This window comes from Streptomyces sp. 2P-4 (assembly GCF_030167965.1).
Classification (GTDB): Bacteria; Actinomycetota; Actinomycetes; order Streptomycetales; family Streptomycetaceae; genus Streptomyces; species Streptomyces globosus_A.
Window position 1 is genome coordinate 6336082 of record NZ_CP095011.1, and the last position, 24855, is coordinate 6360936.

At 75.5% G+C, this 24855-nt stretch carries 20 protein-coding genes; 8 read left to right on the plus strand and 12 right to left on the minus strand.

Annotation, left to right across the window (positions count from 1 at the left end; translation table 11 throughout):
• Positions 1-48: 48 nt before the first annotated feature.
• The 5 genes from MUK52_RS28270 to MUK52_RS28290 all read right to left on the minus strand — a co-directional run bounded on the left by MUK52_RS28270 (position 49) and on the right by MUK52_RS28290 (position 4632).
• Entirely contained in the window at positions 49-876 is an 828-nt protein-coding gene (locus tag MUK52_RS28270; RefSeq protein WP_114056315.1) for an ATP-grasp domain-containing protein, read from the minus strand.
• On the minus strand, positions 873-1829 hold the full coding sequence (locus tag MUK52_RS28275) for an ATP-grasp domain-containing protein (RefSeq protein WP_114056314.1): 957 nt from the start codon (positions 1827-1829) through the stop codon (positions 873-875). Before MUK52_RS28275 ends, MUK52_RS28270 begins: the two co-directional genes overlap by 4 nt.
• 291 nt (positions 1830-2120) lie before the next feature.
• Positions 2121-2888, minus strand: a complete 768-nt coding sequence (locus tag MUK52_RS28280) for an anti-sigma factor family protein (protein ID WP_114056313.1) — start codon at positions 2886-2888, stop codon at positions 2121-2123.
• A complete protein-coding gene (locus tag MUK52_RS28285) occupies positions 2885-3490 on the minus strand; it encodes a sigma-70 family RNA polymerase sigma factor (protein WP_114056312.1) in 606 nt (201 codons plus the stop codon). Before MUK52_RS28285 ends, MUK52_RS28280 begins: the two co-directional genes overlap by 4 nt.
• Before the next feature lie 110 nt (positions 3491-3600).
• A complete protein-coding gene (locus tag MUK52_RS28290) occupies positions 3601-4632 on the minus strand; it encodes a DUF1996 domain-containing protein (protein ID WP_284581169.1) in 1032 nt (343 codons plus the stop codon).
• 124 nt (positions 4633-4756) lie between these two features.
• Between MUK52_RS28290 and MUK52_RS28295 the strand changes: the two genes are divergently transcribed.
• The 3 genes from MUK52_RS28295 (at position 4757) to MUK52_RS28305 (ending at position 10713) form a co-directional block, all read left to right on the plus strand.
• On the plus strand, positions 4757-5512 hold the full coding sequence (locus MUK52_RS28295) for a DUF1838 family protein (protein ID WP_114058759.1): 756 nt from the start codon (positions 4757-4759) through the stop codon (positions 5510-5512).
• A 431-nt stretch (positions 5513-5943) separates the two neighbouring features.
• Positions 5944-7734 (plus strand): S8 family peptidase, encoded by a 1791-nt coding sequence (locus MUK52_RS28300; protein WP_114058758.1) that lies wholly within the window; start codon positions 5944-5946, stop codon positions 7732-7734.
• 213 nt (positions 7735-7947) lie between these two features.
• Positions 7948-10713, plus strand: a complete 2766-nt coding sequence (locus MUK52_RS28305; RefSeq protein WP_284581172.1) for a helix-turn-helix transcriptional regulator — start codon at positions 7948-7950, stop codon at positions 10711-10713.
• A 64-nt stretch (positions 10714-10777) separates the two neighbouring features.
• Here the strand turns inward: MUK52_RS28305 and MUK52_RS28310 are convergent, their stop codons facing one another.
• The 4 genes from MUK52_RS28310 to MUK52_RS28325 form a co-directional block, all read right to left on the minus strand.
• Positions 10778-11686 (minus strand): glycoside hydrolase family 19 protein, encoded by a 909-nt coding sequence (locus MUK52_RS28310; protein ID WP_502963636.1) that lies wholly within the window; start codon positions 11684-11686, stop codon positions 10778-10780.
• A gap of 230 nt (positions 11687-11916) precedes the next feature.
• The gene (locus tag MUK52_RS28315) at positions 11917-12327 is read right to left on the minus strand and encodes a rodlin (RefSeq protein WP_114056310.1); all 411 of its coding nucleotides are present in this window, start codon (positions 12325-12327) and stop codon (positions 11917-11919) included.
• Between the two features lie 129 nt (positions 12328-12456).
• Complete coding sequence (locus MUK52_RS28320; protein ID WP_114056309.1) at positions 12457-12648, minus strand: DUF5302 domain-containing protein; 192 nt, start codon at positions 12646-12648, stop codon at positions 12457-12459.
• A gap of 217 nt (positions 12649-12865) precedes the next feature.
• Entirely contained in the window at positions 12866-13669 is an 804-nt protein-coding gene (locus MUK52_RS28325; protein WP_284581176.1) for a caspase family protein, read from the minus strand.
• 420 nt (positions 13670-14089) lie between these two features.
• Here MUK52_RS28325 and MUK52_RS28330 point away from each other — a divergent pair, with 420 nt between their 5' ends.
• Genes MUK52_RS28330 through MUK52_RS28340 form a run of 3 tightly spaced genes read left to right on the plus strand, consistent with a single transcriptional unit; the run spans position 14090 to position 20641 of the window.
• Positions 14090-15730: a P-loop NTPase family protein gene (locus tag MUK52_RS28330; protein WP_284581178.1), complete on the plus strand. Its 1641-nt coding sequence runs from the start codon at positions 14090-14092 to the stop codon at positions 15728-15730.
• Complete coding sequence (locus MUK52_RS28335; RefSeq protein ID WP_284581180.1) at positions 15730-19548, plus strand: trypsin-like peptidase domain-containing protein; 3819 nt, start codon at positions 15730-15732, stop codon at positions 19546-19548. The genes MUK52_RS28330 and MUK52_RS28335 overlap by 1 nt, the downstream gene beginning before the upstream one ends.
• Position 19549: 1 nt before the next feature.
• Positions 19550-20641 carry a trypsin-like serine peptidase gene (locus MUK52_RS28340; protein ID WP_284581182.1) on the plus strand — a complete coding sequence of 364 codons (1092 nt, stop codon included), beginning with the start codon at positions 19550-19552 and terminating at the stop codon, positions 20639-20641.
• Here MUK52_RS28340 and MUK52_RS28345 read toward each other — a convergent pair.
• Both MUK52_RS28345 and MUK52_RS28350 read right to left on the minus strand, forming a co-directional pair.
• Positions 20628-20999: a hypothetical protein gene (locus MUK52_RS28345; RefSeq protein WP_114056306.1), complete on the minus strand. Its 372-nt coding sequence runs from the start codon at positions 20997-20999 to the stop codon at positions 20628-20630. The two genes, MUK52_RS28340 and MUK52_RS28345, sit on opposite strands and share 14 nt — an antisense overlap.
• A gap of 322 nt (positions 21000-21321) precedes the next feature.
• Positions 21322-22239 carry a MurR/RpiR family transcriptional regulator gene (locus tag MUK52_RS28350; RefSeq protein ID WP_114056305.1) on the minus strand — a complete coding sequence of 306 codons (918 nt, stop codon included), beginning with the start codon at positions 22237-22239 and terminating at the stop codon, positions 21322-21324.
• 237 nt (positions 22240-22476) lie between these two features.
• On the opposite strand from MUK52_RS28350, the gene MUK52_RS28355 reads away from it, so the two are divergent.
• Positions 22477-23310 carry a PP2C family protein-serine/threonine phosphatase gene (locus tag MUK52_RS28355; RefSeq protein ID WP_114056304.1) on the plus strand — a complete coding sequence of 278 codons (834 nt, stop codon included), beginning with the start codon at positions 22477-22479 and terminating at the stop codon, positions 23308-23310.
• Positions 23311-23355: 45 nt separating this feature from the next.
• Positions 23356-24315: an MASE1 domain-containing protein gene (locus MUK52_RS28360; protein ID WP_428985438.1), complete on the plus strand. Its 960-nt coding sequence runs from the start codon at positions 23356-23358 to the stop codon at positions 24313-24315.
• Positions 24316-24412: 97 nt separating this feature from the next.
• Here MUK52_RS28360 and MUK52_RS28365 read toward each other — a convergent pair whose 3' ends face one another.
• A complete protein-coding gene (locus MUK52_RS28365; protein ID WP_246042607.1) occupies positions 24413-24715 on the minus strand; it encodes a hypothetical protein in 303 nt (100 codons plus the stop codon).
• Between the last annotated feature and the right edge of the window lie 140 nt (positions 24716-24855).

Sequence of the window (24855 nt, forward strand, 5' to 3'; positions counted from 1 at the left end):
GCCCGGCCCGCCGACACGCGCCCGGCCGCGCAATCCCCCCGCCGGGTCTCAGCCGCGGCGCCGCCCGGCGCGGGCCCGGGCGAGGGCGAGGGCGGCCAGGGCCTGCGGCGCCCCGTCCTGGCCGCGGACGCCTGGGAAGGCGTTGACGTCCACGATGAGCGGGGTGCCGCCGCCGGTGTCGACGACGTCGACTCCGTACACGTCCAGCGAGAACACCTCGCCGGTTTGCAGGACGAGCTCCGCCCAGCCGTCGGGCAGGCCGGCCGGGGACTGCGGCCGGGCCGGTCCGCGGCCCTCCGGGGCCAGCTCGGAGCGGCGCAGCGCGGCGAAGACCCGGCCGCCGATCACCCACAGTTTGTGGTCCCAGCCGCTGTTCGGGGCGAAGTCCTGTACGACGACGGGCTCCCGGGGCCACTGCGCGGCGAGTTCCCGCAGCTGCGCGCGGTCGTCGACGCGGGCGACGAGGTCGTGGCGGCGGCTGTGGCGGCTCTTGACCACCACCGGCGGGTCCAGCAGCCGGCCGTCGCCCGGAGCCGGTTCCTGCGCCGCCCAGGCCGCCAGCGAGGCGTGCGTGCGGGTCCCCGCGAACGGCAGGCCTGCCGCGAGGGCCAGCGCGGCCATCTCCGTACGGTCCTGGCAGAGTGCGGTCGCCGCGGCCGAGTTCACGACGACGGCGCCGCGCCCCTCCAGCTCCCGGGCCAGCGCCAGGGCCCGCGGGGTCCGCGCCTTCAGCAGGTACACGTCCGCCGGCGCCCCGGCGGGGTGCTCCGCGGCCGGATCCAGGGCGTCGACGCGGTGTCCGGCGGCGCGCAGCAGGCCGGTTGCGGCGGCGAGCAGCGGGTGTCCCGGCTCGGGGGTGATCAGGCAGACCCTCACCGTGCGGCCTCGCCCGTCCGGGGGGCCGGCAGGGCCAGCGCGGGCGCTCCGGCGCCCGCCGGCGGGCCCGCTCCTGCGCCCGCCACAGCGGGCACCGTCCGCGCGAGCGCCGGCGGGGGCGGCCCGGCAGGGCCCCCGCCGCCGCGGCGTGCCAGGCCGAGGACGGCGCGGGCGACGCGCGCGGCCGCGTCGGGGACCTGACGGAAGCTCGGGAAGTCGTTGACGTCGACCACCGCCGGGCCGTCGGGCCCGAGCAGCACGTCGACCCCGTACAGGTCCAGCCCGTACACCGCCCCCACCCGCGCGGCGATCGCCGCGACCTCCGCGGAGAGCGGCACGGGGCGCTCCCGCACGGCCGGGTCCGGGTGGAGCGGCGAGCGGCGCTCCGTCGCGAACAGTTCGCCGCCGACGGCGTACACCTTGATGTCGCTGCCCGAGTTCGGCACGTACGGCTGGGCGATCAGCATGCCGCCCTCGGCGGCGAGTTCGGGGAGCAGCGCCTCCAGCCGCTCCGGGGAGGACACGAGGCGCACGCCGCGGCCGGAGCTGCCGTCGGCGGGCTTGACGACGAGCGGGTACCGGGCCGCGGGCACCTCCCGCAGCAGCTCCGGCCGGGCGGCCGCGTACGTGGCCGGCACGGGGAGGCCGGCGGCCCGCCCGAGGGCGGCGGCGAGCGCCTTGTCCCGGACGCCGCGGATGGATCGGGCGTCGTTGACGGTGGTCATCCCGGCGGCGGCCGCCGCCTCCAGCAGGACGAGCCCGGGGCCGCCCGACACCGTCTTGAGGACCCAGGCGTCGTGTGCGCCGGAGCCGACGCCTCCGGTCATGTCCAGCAGCGAGCCGCCGGGGCGCACCACGTCGACGCGGTGTCCCCACGCGGTGAGCTGCCCGATCACCTCGTTGGGCATCCCGTCGCGGCGGTAGTGCTCCTCCACCAGGAAGCACAGCCTCATGGACCTGGACATTCCCCACCCCATCATCGCCGGATGTCCGCCGACTACGTCCGGCGAATTGTGATGTCACAGGATGTCATGAACCGCAATGTGATGATCAGTCCGGTCCGCGGCGCGGGGGCGCACCGGCCTCCGTCCCGGCCTGCACCGGGGGCGCCCGCGGCGGACGGGGCGCCACGGGTTCACACGCAGCACCGCACCCGCCCGGTTCCGCCGGCCCCCGGGAACGCCGTACGGGGCCCGGCCGCCGGGGGAGTCGGCGGCCGGGCCCCGCAGGACCGGCGGGCGCGGTCAGACGGCCGCGGGGACCGGCACCGAGACGAACGTCTTCCCGGACTCGTTCTCCACGAGGACCTCGCGGACGTCCGCCGGGTCGACCCAGGCCGAGCCGTCCAGGGCGGCGCCCTTCGCCTCGCCGCCGGCCGCCCCGCCCTGGCTGCCCGCCTGCGCCTGCCCGCCGACGACCCAGCTGCCGGCGGTGCTGCGCTTGCCGTCGCGCGCGACCACGACCAGCCGGCACCGCTCGCCCGCCGGGACGCCCGTCACGGCCGCGTGGACACGCACCCACCTGGCGGCCGGGGTGACCTTCACCGTCATCCGCGCCCCGGTGCCCGGGTCGGTCGCGGAGGCCACCCTGGTCCCGGCCGGCGGCGGCGACGGGGCCGCCGTCACCGCCGGGGACGGGTCCGGCGGCGGCGCCGCGACGGGCTCGCCGCCGCCCATCCGGGCGCCGGTCCAGAACACCGCCGCCAGCGAGGCCGCGGCCGCAAGGCCCGCCAGCCCCCACCGCCTGCGCCGGGCCGCGGCGGCCTCGCCGCGCACCCGCCGCAGCGTGCGCTGGAGCAGCAGGTCGCCGCCGGCCGGCGGCCCGTCGAGGAACGCCTCCGCGGGCACCTCGCCCAGCGCCGCTTCCATCTCGCGCAACGCGGCCACCTCCTCGCGGCACCGCAGGCAGCCGCCGACGTGTTCCTCGACCCGGCGGACGTCCTCCGCGTCCAGGACCCCCAGAACGTACGGGCCGAGGAGCTCCTCCTCGTGCTCGTGCCGCTGCCGGTTCATGCCACCACCTCCCGCAGTCCGGCGGGCTGCTGGGGCGGCCTGCCCGACCGATGTCGACGGCCCTTGGCGGCGCCGCCGTTCTGCCGGAACACCTCGCGCAGGGCCTTGAGCGCGTAGTGCGAGCGCGACTTGACCGTACCGGCCGGGATGCCGAGGCTGTCCGCCGCCTCCGCCACGCTCAGCTGCCGGTAGTACAACTCCTTCAGCACGTCCCGGTGTTCCGGCGACAGCTGGTCGAGCGCCCCCAGGACGGTCATCGTGTCCACGACGGAGTCGGCGTGGTCGACCTCCACCGGGGGAGCGGCCGCCGCCCCGGACACCTCCTGCGGACGGGCGGCCTTGGCCCGGTACCGGTCGGTGATGATGTTCCGGGCCACGGTGAGCAGCCATCCGCGCACCGAGCCCTTCCCGTTCACCAGGACCTCGGCGTGCCGCCAGGCCCGGATCAGCGTCTCCTGGACGACGTCCTCGGCGGTGGCCCGGTCCCCGGTCAGCCGGGTGGCGTACGCGAGCAGGGCGTGTCCGTGCTCCTCGTAGACCGACCTGATCAGCGCCTCGTCGGTCGCGCCCCGCCGGGTACGGGGCCACAGTGGTCCGGCCATATCGCCCTCTCGTCCTCGCTTGCCCTGCCGTGCGGTCAGAACACGCTGTTCCGGAGCCGCCGGTTCAAGTGAGCTGCGTCACATCGTCCAGGCGGGCGGCGGACGGGGGGTCAGAGGCGGCAGCGCGCACCCCTGTTGAGGCAGTCGGCGACCGCCGCCATCTGCGCGTCCGTCATGGCGTTGACGAACATGGCGTGGTCGGTCCGCGGATCGTGCCGCTGCTCGGGGAAGGAGTCGACGGCGACCGGGACCCCCGGCTCCACCTCGTACTCCAGCCCGATCCGCAGCTGCGGGACCGGGAAGGAGTCCGCCGGGCAGACGCCGTTCGCGGCGGGGAACCGCAGGTGGGCGCGGTGGTCGGGGCTGTCGGTGTCCAGGCCGTTCCAGCAGCTCGGGAAGACGAGCGTACGGGTGACGCGCTCGCCGGCCGGGCAGCGCGGGTAGCGGGTGGTGGACCGGTCCGGCGTACCGGAACAGCCCCAGCGGGCCCGTACGCCCCCCTTGTCGCGGGCGGTGCCCGCCGCCGCGTCGCCGGTGACGGCCCGCAGGAAGCGGGGCATCGGCACGACCCGGCTCACCGGGCTGCCGCGGTACTCCACCGTGACGGCGGCCTCGGGCAGGATGCGGCCCGTGTTGCCGTGCCCGGCGGCGCGCTCGTGCGGGCGGGTCCCCGGCCGGTCGGTGCGGCGCAGGACGGGCCAGAAGTACGCGGAGCGGTCGCCGCCGCGGCAGCTGGTCGCAGCTGCGGCCAGCGAGGCGTCCGTCGAGGCCGCGTCCGTCGACAGGTTGCCCACGTACGCGTGGGTGTGGTGGGCGCCGGCGCGGAGTCCGGGGGAGAGCACCACGTTGTCCTCGTTGTGGTGGCCCTCCTCTCCCCGCCCGCAGTCCACGGACACGGAGCCGGACGAGGCCTGAGGCCCGGCGGGCGGCGGATCCGCCGGTACGGGCGGATCCGCGCTCGGCTCCGCCGTGGCCGGCCCGGGCGCGGGCAGTCCGGAGGCGCGCGGTCCTGCGCGGTCCGGCCGGGCGCCGTCCGGCAGGGCCGCGGCCAGCCCCGCCCCCAACGCCAGGCACAGCACCGGCGCGAGCAGCGCGAGCGGACGGCGTCCGCGGCGCCTGCGGCGCCCGCTTCCCCTCACCATGCGGATCACCGTCGCCGCTGACCGCCCCCGCGTCAACCCGCAGTCCGCATCCCGGCCGCCGGCCCGCGACAACCGGCCCGAGGGCGCCTTGCCCGGCTGCGCGCGGCCGAGCAGAGTACCCGGCATGACAACCGCACCCGGCCCGGCCCCCGCCGAGCTCCTGCGCGCCTTCGCCCGCGCCCGCGCCTCCCTCGACGGCGCCGAAACGGTCTTCTGGTGGTCCGGCGACGTCCACTCCTGGGCCCCGGACGAGCCCTACCGCCGCCTGTTCGGCTTCGAAGGCGTCAACGCCGCCCGCCTCGTGGCGGACGAGGAGAGCGGCGGCTACCGCCTCCTGGCCCGCGAGGCCGCCTTCTACCTGGACCCGCGGACTCGGGACATCCTCGACACCTGGGAGGGCAGGCGGGTCGTCCACGTCTGGAACGACCCGGCCAACCTGGCCCTGCGCCCGTTCCCCGTCCCGCTGACCCGGCTCGGCGACCAGGTCTGCTTCAGCCTGGAGATCCCCCTCTCCTACCCCTCGCCGCTGCCCGTCGCCGACTACCCCCTGCACTCCGCGGGGGACACCTACCGGGCCCTGGAGCTCTTCCAGTTCTTCGCCCCCGCCTCGGTGCTGGACACCGGGGAGCCCGGCGTGCCGTGCACGATGTCCTGGACGCGGATGTCGCCCTGGCTGCCGTGGATGGAGCAGGGCCAGCGCCCCGGCGGGCTCACCTTCCACTGCCGCGGCCGCAAGCTCGGCTCGTACGCGGAGGTCCCGGAGCGCACCCGGCGGTTCATCGCCGACCGGCATCCCGAGTTCGCGCACGCCCCGGAGAAGTGGTCCGAGCCCAACGAGACGAGCTGGACCCACTTCCGCCGCCTCGGCACCACGGGATAGGGCCCGCGCGGCAAAGCCCCAGCTCGGCGGGGGTTCCGGCAGGTGGCCGGCGGTCCCGGCAGGGCAGCTCGGGGGTCGGCAGGGGGCGGACAAGGGTTTTCCCCGTATCCAGTTCACCTGCCCGTTGCCTACTGTCTGGCCACCGGCGATCTTCCCCCGCCCGCGGCCCCCGTCCCAACCCCACATGGTGCGAAGCCGCGAGCCGGACGACCGCCCAGCACCGACGCCGTCCCAGCCCCGCCGAAGCGGCAGGGACGGCGCGGCGATCCCGCGGTGGCCGGGCCGGAACTGACCAGCCCGCCCGGCCCCGTAAGATCGTCACCCCACCTCCCACACCGCCCCAACCGGGGTCGCTCCGGCCTGCCCGGGACCGGCCCGCGAAAGGGAAGACCGTGCACGCAACGCGACGCAGGCTGATATCCGTGGCGGCGATGTCCGTCACCCTGCTGGCCGGCTCCGCCACCGCCTCCGTGGCCCTGCCCGGCGCCGAGGCCGCCCCGGCCGGCCGGGCCGCCGCCTCGACCATCCCGGCCCCCGGCGCCCCCGCGGCCCCGGCCGCCGCCCCGGTCGAGAACCTGATCGTCGGCTACAAGTCGACTGCCGCCGAGGCCAGTTCCAACAGCGCCGCCGCGACCGACGCCGCCGCGAAGGGCAAGAAGGCCGGCAAGAAGGCCGCCTTCGACCGCCGCCTCGGCACCGGTGCCGCCCTCGTCAGCCTCGGCGGGGCCACCGCCCCCAAGGACGCGGCCGACCTGATGGCCCAGTTCCGCTCCGACCCCGACGTCGCCTACGTCGAGCCGGACACCCGTGCCTACGCGATGGCCGCCCCGAACGACACCGAGTACGCCAAGCAGTGGGACCTCTTCGAGCCCACCGCCGGCATGAACGTTCCGGCAGCCTGGGACAAGGCCACCGGCACCGGCGTCACCGTCGCCGTCCTCGACACCGGCTACGTCGCCCACTCCGACCTCGCCGCGAACATCGTCCCCGGCTACGACTTCATCAGCAGCTCCGCCGCCGCCCGCGACGGCAACGGCCGCGACAGCAACCCGGCGGACCAGGGCGACTGGAACGCGGCCGGCGAGTGCGGCACCGGCTCCAGGGCCAGCGACTCCTCCTGGCACGGCACCCACGTCGCCGGCACCATCGGCGCGGCCGCCAACAACGCCAAGGGCATCGCGGGCGTCGCGTACAACGCGAAGATCCAGCCCGTCCGCGTCCTCGGCAAGTGCGGCGGCGCCACCTCCGACATCGTCGACGCCATCACCTGGGCCTCCGGCGGCACCGTCGCGGGCGTCCCGGCCAACGCCAACCCCGCCAAGGTCATCAACATGAGCCTCGGCGGCTCCGGCACCTGCTCCACCAGCTACCAGAACGCCATCAACGCGGCCGTCGCCCGCGGCACCACCGTCGTCGTGGCCGCCGGCAACAGCAACACCGACGCCGCCGGCTTCACCCCGGCCAGCTGCAGCAACGTCATCACCGTCGCCGCCAGCAACCGCGCCGGCGACCGCTCGTACTACTCCAACTACGGCGCCAGCATCGACGTCGCCGCCCCGGGCGGTGAGACCCGCCGCGCCACCGACACGCCCGGCACCGTCACCACCCCCGAGAACGCCATCCTCTCCACGCTGAACACCGGCCTCACCACCCCCGGCTCGGAGAACTACAAGCCGTACCAGGGCACCAGCATGGCCGCCCCGCACGTCGCCGGCCTCGCCGCGCTCATGGTCGCCGCCAAGCCCTCGCTGACCCCGGCCCAGATCGAGGCGGCCATCAAGACCAACACCCGCCCGCTCGCCGGCACCTGCACCGGCGGCTGCGGCACCGGCCTCGCCGACGCGGCCGCCACGCTCAACGCGGTGACCTCGACCACCCCCGCCCCGGGCTTCGAGAACACCATGAACGTGAACATCTTCGACAACTCGACCGCCGAGAGCCCGATCACCGTCACCGGTGTCGCGGGCAACGCCCCGGCCACCCTCAAGGTGGGCGTCGACATCAAGCACACCTACATCGGCGACCTGAAGGTCGACCTGGTGGCCCCGGACGGCTCGGTCTACACCCTGCACAACCGCGCCGGCGGCAGCGCCGACAACATCAACCAGACCTACACCGTGAACGCCTCCTCCGAGGTCGCCAACGGCACCTGGAAGCTCCGGGTCAACGACAACGCCGGCGGCGACACCGGCTACCTCGACGCCTGGAACCTCGCCTTCTGACGCACCCCCGCCCGGCCGCCCCGGCGGCCGGCGCACGCACCACCCGATGACACCCGCGGGCCTGCCGATACCCTCGTACCGGCAGGCCCGCGAGGCTTTCCGGGCCGTGACTGAATTGTGCGTCACACTTCGCCTCCACCCGGCCCGCGACCTCGTATTCTCGCTCCTCACAGGAAAGGCACAGAGTGGGGACCGAGAGGCTGGTGGCTGTGCGTGGCAGCGGGGCGCGCCAACGCGACCGTAGGACACGGTGAACTGATCAAGGCGGTCGAGCAGGCGCTCGCCGAGCACGGGCGCGCCCTGCTCACCGCACCCGCCGGCGCGGGCAAGACCGAACTCGCCGGCGCCATCGCGGCAGCGGCCGAGGCCAGGCAGGACACCGTGCTCCGCCTCGCCCCCGAAGCCGCCGACCGGTGGATCCCCGAGGCGTCGGCCGCCGCGCTGCTCGCCTCGGTCCCCTGCGCCGCGCTCGAAACCCTCTCCGGGCCGCAGCGCACCGCCATCGCCCACCTGCGCCGCGAGACCGACACCCCGCGCGCCGGCCGCGACCACGTCGCCCTGCGCCTCGCCGTCGTCGAGGTGCTCCGCACGCTGGCCGCACGCAGCCCCGTCCTCCTCGTCGTCGACAACGCCCAATGGCTGGATCCGGAAAGCACCGATCTGCTCCGGTTCGCCCTCCGGCTGACGCCGCCCCGGGTCCGCGTCCTCGTCGCCGAATGCGTCCAGGGCGGCGTACCCGTCGCCGCGCCCCTGTGCGGCCCCGGCACCCCGGCGATACGCATCCCGCCGCTCGGCGCCGACGAGGTGGCCGAACTCCTCGTCCGGCACGGCCTGCCCGCCCGCCTCGCCGGCCGGGTCCACCAGGCCAGCGGCGGCAACCCGCGCCTTGCCCTCGCCCTCGGCCACTCCCTCGCCGAAGCCGCCGGCTCCCGCGACGGCGCCGCCCACCACGCCGACACCCTGCCCCTGTCCGGCCAGGCCCGCGAGGTCGCCCGGCGCCTCCTCGCCGAGGCCCCCGCCCGCACCCGGCGCACCCTGCTCCTCGCCGCCCTCGCGGCCCGGCCGACCACCGCCCTGCTGCGCCGGGCCGGCCGCCCCGACGCCGAAGCCGAACTCGCCGAGGCCGAACGGGCCGCACTGGTCACCGTCGGCGAGGACGGCACGGTCGCCTTCACCGCCGGCGCCCTCCCCATGGCGCTGGCCGCCGACGCGGGCTGGCCCGAGCGGGCCGCCGGGCACGCCGCGCTCGCCGCCGCCGTCGACGACCCCGTCCAGGCCGTACGCCACCGGGCCCTCGCCGTGGACACCCCCGACGAATGGCTCGCCGCCGAGATCACCCGGGCCGCCGCGGACTGCCGCCGCCGCGGACAGCGCGCACTGGCCGCCGAACTCGGGCTGCTCGCCGCCGAACGCACCCCGGGCGACCGGCCCGGCGAGGAACTGGCCCGGCTCGTCGCCGCCGCCGAGGACGCCGGCTGGGCCGGCCGGGCCGACCTCGCCCGCCGTGCCACCCGGGCCGTCCTCGCCCGCGACGCCTCACGCTCCGACCGGGTCCGGGCCCGCCTCGCCGTCATCGACGCCGCCGGGCAGGCCCTCGGCACCCTCGACGAGACCTTCGCGTACGCCATGGACGACGCCGAGGGCGACCCCGCCCTCCAGGCCGCGGTCCGCCTGCGCGTCGCCTGGAAGCACAACCTCAGCGACGGCGACCCCGTCCGCGCCCGCGACGAGGCCGCCGAGGCCGGCCGGCTCGCCGCCATCGGCGGGGACCAGGTCGCCGAGGCCATGGCGCTCACCGTCCGGGCCCGCATGGGCCGCATCCTCGGCGACCCGGACGCCGAGGAGATCCTCGCCGAGGCGCTCGCCCTGCCCGCCCCCGAGGTCCCCCTCGGCATGCGCAACGCCCCGCAGTACCTGGCGGTCCGGCACGCCCTGTTCGACGACCGGCTCGCCGACGCGCGCCGCGAACTCCTCGCGCTGCTGCCCGCGGTCCGCCGCACCGGCTCCGCCGAGGACGTCTTCGAGGTGCTGCGCAGCCTGACCGAGGTGGAGCTGCGGCGCGGCCGGTGCTCGACCGCCTCCGACCACGCCCGCCGGGCCCTGGAGCTGACCATCGAGGCAGGCCTCTCACCCGGGCCCGCCTGGTACGTCGCCGCGATGGCGGAGGTGACGGGCGGGAGCTTCGCCCGCGCCGCCGGGTACGCGCGCCGCGGCATCCAGGCCTCGGAGGAGGAGCGCGACCAGGTCTTCCTGTCGCGGAGCCTGTACGCGCTCGGCCTCGTCGAACTGGCGACGGGCGAGGCGGCGAAGGCGGTGGCGACGCTGCGCCGGGTCGCCGGCCTGGAGGCGGCCCAGCAGGTGGTCGACCCCTCGATCCTGCGCTGGCACGGGGAGCTCGCGGAGGCGCTCGTCGCCGCGGACGCGCCCGCGGAGGCGGTGGAGCTGATCGACGAGGTCGGCGCGGTCGCCCGGTCGCTGGGGCGGGGGACGGTCGTCGCGGCGCTGGACCGGGCGCGCGGTTCGGCCCTGTCCGTGCTGGGCGAGGCCGATGCGGCCGTGGAGCTGCTGACGCGGACGGCGGCCGGATTCCAGGCGTTCCAGCTCCCGGTGGAGCGCGGCCGGACGCTGCTCGCGCTGGCCCGGGCGGAGCGGCGGCGGCGCCGGAAGGCTCCGGCGCGGGCCGCGCTGCGGGCGGCGGCGGCGGTCTTCGAGCAGGCGGGTGCGCGGCCGTGGGCGCAGTTGGCGGCCGAGGGGCCGGAACCGGTGCCGGCCGAGGCGGGGCCGGCCGTGGCGCTGGCCGCGCTGACGGAGGCCGAGGCCCGGCTCGCGCTGCTGGTGGCGCAGGGGGCGAGCAACCAGGAGGCCGCGGCCCGCCTGTTCGTCAGCGTCAAGACCGTCGAGGCGCGGCTGACGAGGATCTACCAGAAGCTGGAGGTGCGCTCGCGGGCGCAGCTCGCGACGGCCCTGAGGGCCCCCTGAGCGCGGGCTGCGCCGCGGGGGCCCTCTCCGGGCGGGCGGGGCGGGCCGGTCGGGCCCGGCCCGGTCAGCAGGTGAGGTTCGGCCCGGGGGTGGTGCCGAGCATCTCGGTGAAGTTCCGGTAGGCGTTCACGCGGCTCTGGACCTGGGCGGGGTTGCCGCCGTTGCACTCCAGGGCGCCGTTGATGGAGCGGATCGTCTCGCCGAAGCCGGAGCCGTTCGTCATGGCGGCGTGCGCGGTCATGGTGCCGGGGCCGTTCTGGGTGTTCCAGTACCACAGGGCGGTCTTCATGGCGACGGCCGGGTCCCGCTCGACCAGGTAGGGGTCGCCCAGCAGGTTGATGCCGAGGGCGTCGCCGGCCGCCTTGTAGTTGAAGTTCCAGCTGAGCTGGATGGGTCCGCGGCCGTAGTAGGCGGCCTGGCCGGCGGGGCAGCCGTAGGGCCGGGTGGCGTCGCAGTAGTGCGGGTAGTTCGCGGTGTTCTGCTCGACGATGTGGACGAGCCCGCCTGTTTCGTGCGAGACGTTCGCGAGGAAGGCGGCGGCCTCCCGGCGCCTGGTGGTGTCGTCGCCCGTGTTGGCGAAGCCCGGGTAGGCGGACAGGGCCGCCACGAGGCCGCGGTAGGTGTAGAAGGGGTTCCGGTTCGGGAACATGCGGTTGAACTGGTCCTCGGTGACGACGAACCCGGACGGATCGGTGCCCGGGTCCGGGTCCGTACCGCCGCCGGTGCCGCAGGCCCCCTGGTCGGACCAGACGCCCCACTGGCCGGTGGTGCCGGGCGTCTCGCCCTGGGTCCACCACTTGGCCTGCCAGTTGCGGCCGTTGTGCGAGGCGGTCGAGCCCCCGGTGTAGACGGCGGAGGAGGCCCAGGCGGTGGCGCAGGCCGGTGCGGCGGCGGCCGGGGAGGCGGGCAGGGCCGCGGCGATGCCGAGGGCGGCGGCCGCGGCGGCGGCGAGGGCGAGGGCGCGACGGCGCAGCGGACGTATCACGCAACTTCTCCTTGGGCGGGGGGAATTGCCGGTGGGGCGGCACTGCCCCCAGCCAAGCGAACTGGTATGGACCTGTCAAGGTCTAGACCAAGTTGGTGGCGGGGTGGTAGCCCGGACCGGGCCCGGGCGCGGCAACGGGCAGGGCCCGCACGCGGGGTGGCGCGTACGGGCCCTGCCTGCCGTGCGGGGGGAGCGGCGCCGCGGCCGCGCCCGGAGGGTCAGCTGCCGGCGGAGAGGTTGCCGGAGAGGACCGGGATGTTGTCCAGGATGTGGGAGAGGGACTCGTCGCCCTTGGCCTGGGTGGAGTTCTCGGCGCACTGCTGGTTCATCGGGTTGGACAGGACGTTGATGTCCTGGACGCCGATGTTGAGGGCGCCGATCAGCGACTGGGCGTTGACCTTGGCGGGCAGGCCGACGCAGAGCTTGTTCAGCGAGCCCTGGACCAGGCCCAGCTGGGGGCTCATCGCGCCCTTGGTCTCCTGGTTGCCGTAGATCTGCGCGGAGTCGTTGCCGTTGACGGTGTTGACGCCGTTGTCGTTGCCGATGGCCATCGCCGGGGAGGCGGCCGCGGCACCGGCGCCCAGCACGGCTGCGGTGGCGGCGGTCGTGGCCATGAGCTTCTTGAGCATGAGGAGGATCCTTCTGTCGCGCTGTCGCATGGATGGTGGTCCCCGGCGGGACGAGCTGATCAACTGCCGTTCCCGCCGGGGGTTATCGCCTGTCACCCATGTGGCCCAGCGCGCGCTCGGGCGGGCCGGTCAGCCGGCCTTGCGGCGGGTCCGCTTCTGCCCGCCGCCTGCCCCGGAGCTGATGCCCTGGATCTTCGTCCGGCTCTGGTGGGCCTGCTGGGCCCGCGCGTTGCGCGCGTTGCGCTCCAGGGCCTCGCGGAACCTGCGCTTGGCCTCCTCGGCGGGCGACTCGTCCTGCGGCGCGTCCGACTCCTGTGCCATGTGTCCTCCTCCGGTGTGCGAAGCCGCCAGTCTGTCAGCCCCGCGCCGCCCGGACCAGCGAGTTCTCCCCGCGACGGGGTCCCGGCGCGCCGGAGTCCGGCGGCCAACGCAAAGTCCCGGACCCCCGCGGGGGCCCGGGACGTCACGGGTGCACTTCGCTTGACCACCGTGACCAACGACGGGCCGCGCCGGAAGTCACGGTCCGCGCGGCGGCGGATCAGACGGTGAAGGGCTTCTGCCCGAGGAACTCCGGCGACGGGCTGCCGGTGGTGTGCAGGTTGGGCACCTGCGTGCGCGGCAGCCGCTCCCGGATGGCCCGGTGGAAGTCCCGGTAGGCGCCGGAGAAGGCCCCCGCGTCCCACACGCGCAGCAGGGCTTCGGTGAACGCGCCGTTCACCCGGCCGTCGAGGGCGAACTGGTCGTCCTGGCAGGCGGAGATCAGCAGGGTGCCGGGCTCGCCGTCCACCCCGTTCTTGCGCAGCTCGCGCTGGAGCTCCTGGTAGAACTCCCGGTCGCGTTCGAAGAGCTGCTGCTGGCGTACGGCGGGCATGACGCGGACCGCCGCACCCCCCTCGCCGCCGGGCTGCGAGGCGGCCTCGGTGGCCGTCCCGCTGTGGCAGCAGTCCAGCAGGCAGAAGATCCGCACGCCGGGGGAGAAGCGGCGGAACTCCCGGTGCAGCTCGTCGTCGAGGAACTGGCGGTCGAAGAGGACGAGGGTCTCGTCGAGGGCGTCCGGCTCGTCGCCCTCCTCGTCGGGGACCTGGCCGCCGTGGCCGGAGTACGTGAACAGCAGGATGTCACCGTCGTCCAGCCGCCCCGCGGCCTTGCGCAGCTCGGCCGTGACGCGGTCCACGGTGCCCTCGGGGGTGAGCAGCACCGTCGGCTCGAAGCCGGCGGCCCGGGCGACCGCCGCCATGTCGCGCGCGTCGTTCTCGCACGCCAGCAGCCGGCCGTCCCACCCGCCGTACGCGGCGGGGTCGACGCTGTTGAGTCCTACGTGGACGGAGAGTCCTGCGGGCACGGGGTCCTCCTCGGGGATAGGTGCAGGGGCGGGATGCCTCGGGGATGGTTCCGCGGCGCGGATCCCCGCGAACCCGGCGGAGGCCGGTGCCGCCCGATCGGGAACGGCACCCGCCGGGGGAGCGGCGGGCGGCCGAACGACGTACCGGCCGGGGCCGCCACCGCAGCGGATGTCCCGACCGGACGCGGCCGTGTGAGTCCGCCCGCGCGGCATGCGGGCGGAGCAACGGCTGCGACCAACCGGCCCCCGGCCACCCGGGCGCCGACCGCCCCGCGCCGGAGCAGGTCCGCACCCGCGGCTCCCCGGGCCTGCACCCCGGCCCCGAACCCCGGCCTTGCACCCTGATGAAGCGGGTGAAACCATGACAGATACCACCAGTGGATCCGTCGGCCGCCCCACGGGCGGACGGGCAGGTGCGCAATGCCGCTCACCGACACCGAATGGGGCGTGGTCACCGCCTGGGTGCGGGACTACCTCCTGGACACCCCCGACCCCCACGACCGCCTCCGGCAGGCCGGGTACCCGCCCGCGTTCATCGGCTCGCTCAGCCTCACCGCCAAGGCCGGGGACAACGCCGCCGCCCTGGTCCGGGCCGTGCGGCAGAGCATCACCGCCCAGCTCTTCCTCCTCGACGTCCTGCTCACCCTCGACGAACTCACCAGCCAGTTCCAGCCGCAGGTCCTCGCCCTCCGGGTCAGGATCGCCGACGACGAACGCGTGCACGTCTCCGACCAGGACCACTTCCGCGCCGGCGTGCTCCGCAACGGCGCAGAGGTGTTCATCGACCGCGCGCAGCTGCGCGAACGGCTGAGGGAGTTCCTCGCCGACCCCGAGAAGACCGTCCTCGTCGTCGACGGCGAACCCGACAGCGGGCGCTCCTACAGCTACAGCCTCATCCGCTACCTCGGCCAGCACTGCGGATTCCGCCCGGTCCGCGTGACGCTGACGCACACCACGACCGCCGCCCGGCTGATCCGGCAGATCGCCGCACGCCTCAACCCGGAGGCCGAGCCGCCGCAGTTGAATCCGACACCGTTGAACGATCCACTGTCCGCGCACGAATGGGCCGTCCAGCAGATCGTCACCCGTGCCACCGCGGCCCCCGAGGCCTTCTGGATCATCCTCGACGAGTGCGACCGGCTCGCCTCGACCTCCGATGCCTGGGACGCCATCGGCCAGCTGGCCCAGGCCCTGTTCGAGCACGGGCCCGAACCCGAGGGCACCGCGCCCCGGCTGGTCCTGCTCGGCTACCCCGGGACGATGCCGCAGCTGCCGTACGAGATCCGCAAGACCGTGTGCCGGGACACGGCCCGCATCCTCGGACGCGACGACGTGGACGACTTCTTCCGCACGTACTTCACCCAGGCCCCCGTACCCCCCGCGGAAGCCCTCCGCCTGGCCGCGGCCTCCGCGGCGGCGGTGTGGGGGGCCGCACAGGCGCCCGCCTCCGGCGACAGCCTCATGCGCAGGCTGTGCACGGCCGCCGAGACCGCCGTCGGCGCCTGGCGGTCCCTGGCGCCCGGCGCCGACTACGCCGGCCTGCTGCACCGCGAGCTCGGCGCCCCGGCCGCCCTGGAGCCGGCGGCCCCGTCCGAGGAGCGCCGGGCCTACCGGCAGGCCGCCTGCCTCCTCGTCCGCTTCGAACCGGACACCCTGCGCCTGCCCGGCGAAGCCGAACCCTCCGGCCGCGCCCAGCAGGAACTCGTCGACGACTGCACGACGCTCACCACGAACCCGCCCGTCTGGACCCTGCGCGACGACACCCGGGAGGCCGCCCTCGCCGACCTGCCCGGGCCGGCCGCCGCCCGGCGCTGCCTGGAGGCCAACCTCGCCCAGGTGCAGGCCGGCCCGGCACCGGAGCGCATCGCCCTCGCCTACCTCAGCGGGCGGCCCCCCGATGCCGGGCGGCTCGACGCGGACGCCCTCGCCGCCGCCCACCAGGCCGTGCTCTGGCTGTCCCGGATCCCCGGCACCGCCGGGATCCCCGACCCCGGGCAGCTCGAGCGCCTGCTGGAGCGGGTGCGCCTCCTCCAGCCGCTGCGCCGCCTGTTGGAGGAGTGATGGAGCAGCAGGCCTTCTACGGCCGCACCGCCGAACTGTCCCGGCTGCGCGCGTACGTCCTCGACGACGGAGCCGACGGCACCGGCCCGGCCGAACGGCCCCCGCTGCTGATCCACGGGCTCGGAGGCATGGGCAAGAGCACCCTCCTGGCCAAGTTCCTCCTCGACTGCCTCCCCGACGACGTCACCGCTCCCTTCCCCTTCCCCTTCGCCTACGTGGACTTCGCGCGGCCCACCCTGTCCGTCCACGAACCGGCCACGCTCATCGGCGAGATGGCCCGGCAGCTCGGCGTCCAGTACCCCGACCACCGCCCCGCCTTCGACGCCCTCGCCGGCCTGTGCGAGGAGACCGCCCGCACCCAGCGCGAGGAGCGGGGAGCCATCGACGAGCTGTACGGGCTCTCCTCCACCCGGTCGAGCATGGGGCGCACCGCGGCCGAGCGGTTCCACACCACCGCCCGCACCCGCGAGACCGAGCTGGTCCGGCAGGTCGCCGAACTCGTCTCCCTGGCCGTCGGGGCCGCGCCTCCCGGGGAGCAGCCGCCGGCGGGCGGCGCCCCGGCCCCGCCGCTGGTCGTCGCCGTCGACTCCTTCGAGGCGGCCCAGTACCGGGCCAACCCCGCGATCGGCCGGCTGTGGGCCATGTGGTCGGTGCTTCAGAAGGTCTACCCGCGGCTGCGGTGGATCGTCGCCGGACGCGCCCCCGTGGACCACCCCGCCCGCGTCGTGGACCCCCTCGCCATCGAACTCGGCGAACTCGGCCCCGACGCGGCGGTCGCGCTCCTGCGCAGCCGCGGGATCGACGACGGGGCCGTCGCCCGCGCCCTCGCCGAGCGCGTCGGCGGCCACCCGCTCAGCCTGAAGCTCGCCGCACGGGCCGCGATGACCGTCGGGGACGGGGCGGAGGCCCTGGGCGAGCTGGTGGAGAGCCTGCCCCGGCGCCGCCAGGTCCTGCGCAAGGTGGACCAGATGCTCGTCCAGGGGCTCCTCTACGACCGGATCCTGCGCCACATCGGCAACCCCTCCGTACGGGCCCTCGCCCAGGGCGGACTCGCCCTGCGCAAGATCACCCCCGAGCTGGTCAGGGACGTCCTCGCCGAACCGTGCGGGCTGCGCGTCGACACGGCGGAGCAGGCCCGGACCCTGTTCGGCCTGCTGGCCCGGCTCGACCTGATGGAACCCGCCGGGCCCGGCCGGATCCGCCACCGGCCCGACCTGCGCGCCATCATGCTGCGCCTGTCCGACACCGCCGGCACCGCCCTCATGCGCGGCGTCGCCCGGCGCGCGGTGGAGTTCTACGCCGCCCGGCCGGGTGCGGAGGCCCGCGCCGAGGAGATCTACCACCGGCTGCGCCTCAACGAGAACCCCCGCACGGTCGAGGAGCGCTGGGAGCCCGGCGTCGAACGCCACCTCGGCGGCGCCGCCGACGACATGGCGCCCCGGTCCGCGGCCTTCCTGGACGGCCGCCTCGGCGGGCACACCGCCGGGCTGCCGCTGCACGACGCCGACCAGGAGGACTGGGAGCGGATCACCGCGCGGGAGGTCGAGGACCTGCTCGCGCAGGGCTACCTCCGCGAGGCGGAGGCGCGGCTGGCGGAACGCCGGCCGTGGACGCCCGGCAGCGTGCTCGACCCGCTGCTCGTCGAGACCCTGGCCCGGCTCGGCCGGCGCGCGGAGGCCAGGGCCGAGGCGGACAGGGCGGTCGACCGGGCGGAGGAGGCGGGCGACGCCGACGCCGAACTGGACCTGCTGCTGCTCGCGGCCCGGCTCGCCGAGGAGGACGGCGATCCGGCGGCCGCCGACCGGGCCCTCGCGGAGGCCGAGGACCTCGCGACCGGTCTGGGCCGCGACTTCGACGCGATGGGCGCCCTCCTGGCCCGCTCCCGGCTCGCCGCCGCGACCGATGCCGGGCCGGAGGCCGTGACCAGGCTCGCCGAGCGGCTGCGGGCGCTGCCCGACGAGGCGATGGCGCAGCAGCCCGCCCTCGTACGGGCCGTCGCCGCGGAGGTGTCCGGCCGGGACCCGGCCGCACTGGACCACACCCTGAAGGTGCTGGGCCTGCCCGACGCCGACGACGCGGCCCTGGAGCAGCTCGCGGAGTCGATCCGCCTGGCCGTGGCCGGGCAGCCGCGGCTCGGCGAGGCCCTGGGCCGCGTCCTCGCCGACGCCGCCGGCACCGCCCCGCCGCCACCGCCGCCGGCGGGAGCCGGGCCGCCGCGTGCGCCCGCACCGCCCGCCGGGGGCGGACCGCCCGGTGGGCCCGTGGCAGCCGGCGGGCCTGCGCTGTCCGGTGCGCCGGTGGAGCCCGGTGAGGCTGGAGGCTCCGTGGCGCCTGGCGGGTCCGGGCCGCCCGGTGGGACCGTACCGCCTGGTACGCCCGGGGGTCCTGGCCGCCCGCCGGATGCCGCCCGGGCCGGGCCGCCCGCACCCGCGCCCGAACCCGCCGGCGAAGGCACGGCCGGGATGCTGCGGGAGGCCCGCCGCCGCGGCACCCTCGGCGAACTCGCCCGCCGCCTGCTCGTCCTGCGCGACGACCGGGGCGACCTCGTCTCCGGAGTGGCGGCCGCCATGGCCGCGGCCGCCCCCGGAACCGCCCGGCCGGTGGACCCGGCCGACACCGGAAAGGAACGGCTCCCACGGGGCCTGGACCGTATGAACGACACCTACCTGCCGCGCGAGGACATCCTCCGCCTCAGGGACACCGCTCTGGAGACCGGGCTGGCCGACCCCTCGACGAGGCCCCTCCTGCTCGCCGGCATCATGCCCCGGTACCGGGGCGTCCTGCCCGTCCTGGCCGCGCCCGGCGCACAGGTGCAGTCCGACCTGGAGGCCATGAACCGGGTGGAGCGCCTCGTGGACGGCTCGGTCCCGCTGGAGATCTGGCTGCGCAACGCCGTCGCCCAGACGGCGGAGGCCGGCCCGCTCGCGGTGTTCCAGAGCGCCCTTGACCGGGTGGCGCGCGACGCCGCGGGCGAGCCCGACGTGCCCGAGCCGCCCTCCGGCGAGACCAAGGAGGAGATCGTCTTCCGCGACGACACGGTCCCCTTCGAGTTCCTCCTCGCCGGCGAGGCCGCGGGCCGCGCGGTGGCCCGGCTCAAGGTGACCCCGTACGAGGCGGGCGCGCCGCTCGGGCCGGGCGGCTACCCGCACGCCGGCACCGGCTGGCTCATCGCGCCCGGACTGCTCGTCACCAACCACCACGTCGTCAACGCACGCACCCGGACCGCCGCCGGCCGGGCCCCCGTCGACCCCGGGGACCTCGCGCTCCAGGCCCGGAACACCCGCTGCCGCTTCGACTACGGCGCGGACGCCGCCGCGGGCGCGACGCCGCCCGACGAGGCGGCCGTGGCCGAGCTGCTCGCCTGGGACGAGGACCTCGACTACGCGGTCCTCCGCCTGGCGGACGGGCCGCCGCGCGAACCCCTGCGGATCGCGGCCGACCCGCTGGCGGTCACCCCGCAGGAACCCGTCCCCGTCAACATCATCCAGCACCCCGGCGGCGAGCCGAAGCGCGTCGCCCTGCGCAACAACCTGGTCTACGAGGCGGACGCGAAGGACGTCCGCTACTTCACCGACACCCGCGGCGGGTCCTCGGGATCGCCCGTCCTGACCGACGACTGGACGGTCGTCGCCCTGCACCGCGGCACCCGGCGCGTCGAGGACGTCGTCTACCAGGGCAAGACGACGGCGTTCGTGAACGTCGGCACCCAGATGAGCACGATCATGCAGCACCTCGCCGAGCACAGCCCCGCCGTCCACCGGGAGATCGCGGACGCCCAGGCCCTGATCGGCGGACGGCGACCCGCGGAGGTGGTCTGAGATGACGGCCCGATCACCGGTGGCCACCCGGCCCGAGCAGGTCTTCGGCGACCTGCGCGAGGTGGCCGCCCGCGTACGTAAGGCCCTGGAGGCGGAAGTGCCCGAGTCCGCGCCGCTCCCCGGCGGGGCGGCGGGCCTCGCGCAGGCCGGGGCCGCGGCCCGGGAGATCGCCGCCTGCGCCGTGCAGGAGCGGGCGCGGGTGCTGGCGGCGGGTGCCCGCGGGCTGGAGAAGCTCGCCGAGGGCCGCGCGGACGACGTCGACGAGGACGAATACTTCGGCGTGGAGGCCATCGTCCTGCTGGAGGGCCGGCCCGCGATCCTCGTGCAGGGCCGCGACTTCCCCTCCCAGCAGGGAGACTGGGCGGTCCTGGACGGGCACCGGCCCGCGATCCGCGAGTCGCTCGCCCGCGTGGGCCGCGTCGACGTCGAGGGACATCCGCGGCTGGCCTGGGTGGGCACCGCGTTCCTCGTCGCCCCCGGGGTGGTGATGACCAACCGCCACGTGGCCGCCGAGTTCACCGCCGGCCGCGACGGCGACGGCGGGGGCGGCGCCTGGACGTTCCGGCCGGGGATGTCCGCCCGGCTGGACCTCGCCGAGGAGGCGGACACCGCGGCCGGGGATCCTTCGCTCGAGTTCGCCGTCACGGAGGTGATCGGCATCCACCCCGATGTCGACCTGGCCCTGCTGCGTGTGGACACCGCCGCGGACGGCCGCGCTCCGGCGACGCCCCTCGCGGTGGCCGCCGACCCGCCCGGCGACCTGCCGGGCCGCCCCGTGTACGTGGTCGGCTACCCGGCGGAGGACGGCCGCCGCAACGAGCCCGAGGCGATGCGCCGCATCTTCATGGACGTCTACAACGTCAAACGGCTCCAGCCGGGGACGACGACGGGCCTGGCACCCGACCGGCTCACCGTCCGCCACGACTGCTCCACCCTCGGCGGCAACAGCGGCTCCCCGGTCTTCGACCTCGCCGACCACCGCGTCCTCGGCCTGCACTACGGCGGCCGCTACGGCTTCGGGAACTACGCGGTCCCGCTGTGGGAGCTGGTCGACGACCCGCTGCTCGCCCGCGCCGGGATCAACTGGGTGTGACGCGCAGGGCGTCGCCGACGAGCCGGACGGCCCTCGACAGACGGCCGAGCTGCTGGAGCTCCACGGCGTACATGCGGATCGAGTTCTCGATGACGGCCTCGCCGACGCCGAGCGCCGGCAGCTCGGCCCGGCTCGTCTCCAGGGCGACGCGGACGGTCCGCATCTCGTGCTGGAGCTGGAGCTGGGCGTGCCGGGCGAGGAGGACGGAACTCCGGGTCAGCGTGGAGTAGCTGCCGTAGCGTGCCGGGAGCAGGTCCCGGAGCCAGCGCATGGCCGTGCGTTCCCAGTCCTGGGTGCCCGGAGCCTTGACCTGGCAGGGCCAGTCGGGGCTGAGGGCGGGGGAGAGCGTCTGGCGCATTCTCGTCGCTTCCGAAGGGTGTCGAACGGTGATCGAGACGTCGGTGGGCGGCGGCCCCGGCCCAGGGGTTGACCGGGGGCCGCCACAAGCGCTCTGGATGGACCCGCTGCCGGGACCGGCACCCGGGCAGGACGTGAGGAGGAGTCGTCCGGCCCGGGTATCCGTTCCGGGAAGGCGTTAGGGGTCGCCCTCCTTGGCGCGTCTGACGGATCCGGCGCGCTGCTCAGTAAATATATATACCGTCGAGTAGACAAGAGAATGAAAAATTACATGCGCCTCGACGGCATGAAAATCCGCAGGTCACCACAGGGCAAACCGGTCCCTAGAGGAAGAATCCGTGCTGGTCGGCGACCTGCTCGTACCCTTCGAGCCGGGCCTGCGTCCGCTCCGGATCCGCATCGGCCATCGCCTGGAGCAGCGCCGCCGACAGCATGCCCGGCGCCGCGTACGAGTCGAACACCAGCCGCGCCCCGGTCCCCGCGGTCAGCGCGACATCGGCCTCGTCCACCAGCGGGCCCAGCGTGTGGTCGGTGATCAGCGCGATCTTCAGCCCCGCGTGCCGGGCCGCCCGCAGTGCCGAGAGGGTCTCCTTGGCGTGCCGCGGCATGGCGAACGCCAGCGCCCAGGTCCCGCCCGCCTCCCGCGACTGCAGCAGGGCGTCGTAGGCGACGCTGCCGCCCCGGGTCACCAGCCGCACGTCGGGGTGGATGCGCCGCGCCGCGTACGCGAAGTACTCGGCCAGCGACACCGAGATCCGCAGGCCCAGCACCGTCAGCGGCACCGAGCGGGCCAGCTCCCGCCCGATGTCCAGCACCTGGTTGGTGTCGGCGAGCAGCCGCCGCACGTTCTCCAGGTTCTCGATCTCCGCGTCGACGGCCGCCTGGAGCTCGTTGCGCCGGTACTGCTCACGCGCCTCCGGCGAGCCCGCCACCGCGCTCAGCGCCATCGGCTGCAGGACGTCCCGCAGCGCCGGATAGCCGCTGAACCCGAGCGACGTCGCGAAGCGCGTCACCGACGGCTGGCTGACACCCACCCGCTCCGCGAGCTCGGTGATCGACAGGAACGCCGCCTCGGTGAGGTGGTCGATCAGGTACTGCGCGATGCGCCGCTGGCCGGGCGAGAGGCGGCGGCCGTCGAACAGGGCGCGGACCCGGTCACCGGGAGCCCTCTCGTGGTCGGGCGCCTGCCCGCTCGGCGTGATCGCAGCCGCCTGCGCGCGTGCCTGCTGCCCGGATGACACCCGTGTGCCTCCCTCTCATGTCACTCGTCTTCCAACATAGCTCACGCCCTGTGGTCGCCCCCCGGTGCTCCGCCCCTGCTCCGGCCTGTGGGAAGGCCGTCGGGGAACCGTACGGCACCGGACCTGTCGCGGCCCGCGCAGACCTGCAAATATGATGGGCACGGGTCTGGGGCGCAGACACGCCGCGAGAACCGAGAGCAGGGACGAGCGACGTATGGAAGCAGCCGGGAGCAGTCCGTGATCCCGCGCCGCGGCCCCCGGTCGCAGAGCGCGGACGACCTGCTGAGCACCCTCGGACGGCTCACCGCCCGCGCCCGCGCCGGCGCCGAACACCAGCAGGCCCGCGTCGAGCTCGCCGAAGCCCTCCAGCGCGAGATGCTGCCCGCCTCCCTGCCCGCCGTCCCCGGACTGCGCACCGCCGCCAGCTACGCGCCCGCCCGGCACGGCCTCGACATCGGCGGCGACTGGTACGACGGCTTCCGGCTGCCCGACGGCGCCCTCGCCTTCTCCATCGGCGACGTCCAGGGGCACGACGTCGAAGCCGCCGCCTTCATGGGCCAGGTGCGCATCGGCCTGCGCGCCATCGCCTCCGTCGTCGGCGACCCCGGCGAGGTCCTCGGCAGGACCAACGACGTGCTTCTCTCGACCGGACCGGAGCTCTTCGCGACCTGCACCCTGCTCCGCTTCGACCCGCAGACCTGGGAACTGGACTGCGCCCGGGCCGGCCACGTCCCCGCGATATGGGCCACCGTCGACGGCCGCTACGGCATGGCCGAGGACGAGGGCGGCGTCCCCCTCGGCATGCTGCCCGGCGCCGGATACGCCGTCACCCGCCGCAGGCTGGACCGGGCCGGATCCATCGTCCTGCTGACCGACGGCGTCGTCGAGGGCCCCGCCTTCCCCATCGACGTCGGCCTCGAACGCGTGCTGGGCGTCGTACGCGAGGCGGCGGGCGCCGACCCCGCCGAACTGGCCGCCGAGGTCATGAAGGTCGCGGACTCCACCGGCCACGCCGACGACGCCGCCGTCCTCGTCATCAGCCACGACGGAGGCGGACGGGGCGCCGAGTAGCGCGTGTCACGCCCGGCCCCGGGGCGCCGCCTGTTGTCTGATGCTGTGGTGCGTACCGTGGAATGGCGAGCCCTCGCCGCCGACGTCCTCAGGATCCTCGCGGTCGCGGTCGCCTACTACGCAACCGGACAGGCCGGGCTCCTGCTGAGCATCGTCGTCGACGGCGCCATGGTCACCCCGCTGTGGCCGCCCACCGGCATCGCCCTCGCCGCCCTGCTGTGGTTCGGCCTGCGCGCCTGGCCCGGCATCACGCTCGGCGCGTACATGAACATCGAGCACCTGGCCTCCTTCGAACCCGGGGACGCGGGGCTCCTCCTCGGCAACACCCTCGCCCCCGTGTGCGCGTACCTGCTGCTGCGCCGGGCCGGGTTCCGCACGCAGATGGACCACCTGCGCGACGCCCTGGCCCTCGTCTTCCTGGCGGGCCTGCCCGCCATGCTGATCAGCGCGACCATCGGCACCGGGATGCTGGTCGCCACCGGCGACCTGCCGCCGTCGGATTTCTGGCCGGTGTGGGCCGCCTGGTGGGCCGGCGACGCCATGGGCGTGCTCCTCGTCACCCCGGTGCTGCTGATCCTCCCGCAGGTCACCCCGCCGGCGGATGCCTACCGCGCCGCCGAGGCGCTGGCCCTGCTCGTCACCTGCGGCCTCGTCACCACCGTGGCCTGCCGCAGCTCCCTGTCGGTGCTCTTCCTCGTCTTCCCGCTGCTGATCTGGGCCGGCGTCCGCTTCCAGCACGTCGGCGGCGCGCCGTGCGCCCTGCTGGTCTCCGTCATCGCGATCTCCGCGGCGATCGACCAGGCGGGCCCCTTCGCCGACCACACCCTGTTCGAGATCATGGTCAACCTCCAGGCGCTCAACGGCTCCGCGGCCCTGACCGTGCTGCTGCTGTCCGCCCTGGTGACCGAGCAGAACAACATCCGGCTGCGGATCGAGCAGGTGTGCGAAGACCTCTCCGAGGTCGTGGAACGCCTGGCCCCGCGGCGGAACGGGACCGACGACTGACGGCGGCCGACGGCGACCGGCTGGGCCCGTCCCGCGGCCCCGGGACGCGGACCGGGGGCCCGCCGGCATTCGGCAGGCCCCCGTCGCCCTGCGGCTGCTAGCCGCGGCCCTGCGTGTCCTGGGCGACGATGAAGTACCGGCCGCAGTCGCCGCCGAACCTCCACTTCCCGCGGCCCACCCACTTGCCGTAGACGGTCTTGCCGTTGCTGCACTCGGTGACGGACCGGGCCTGTCCGCTCCTGACGGTGCAGACGGCGCTCCAGGTGTTGACCTTCTGCTTCCAGCCGGTGCAGCCGTAGTTGCCGGCGGCGGAGGCCGGGGCGGCCGTGGCCACCGCGCCGAGCAGGAGGCCGGCCGTCGCGGTTGCCAACGCCGCGCGGCGCAGCGCGTCGTGCTTCACAGTGCTTCTCCCCGTAAGTGCCCGATCGGGCAGTCGACATGGATCGCGAACCGCTCCGGATGGAGCGTTCTTGATCAGCATACGGCGCTGGACCGGCCGGTGCGGAATCGGCCGCCGCGGGGCATACCGCATCAACACCC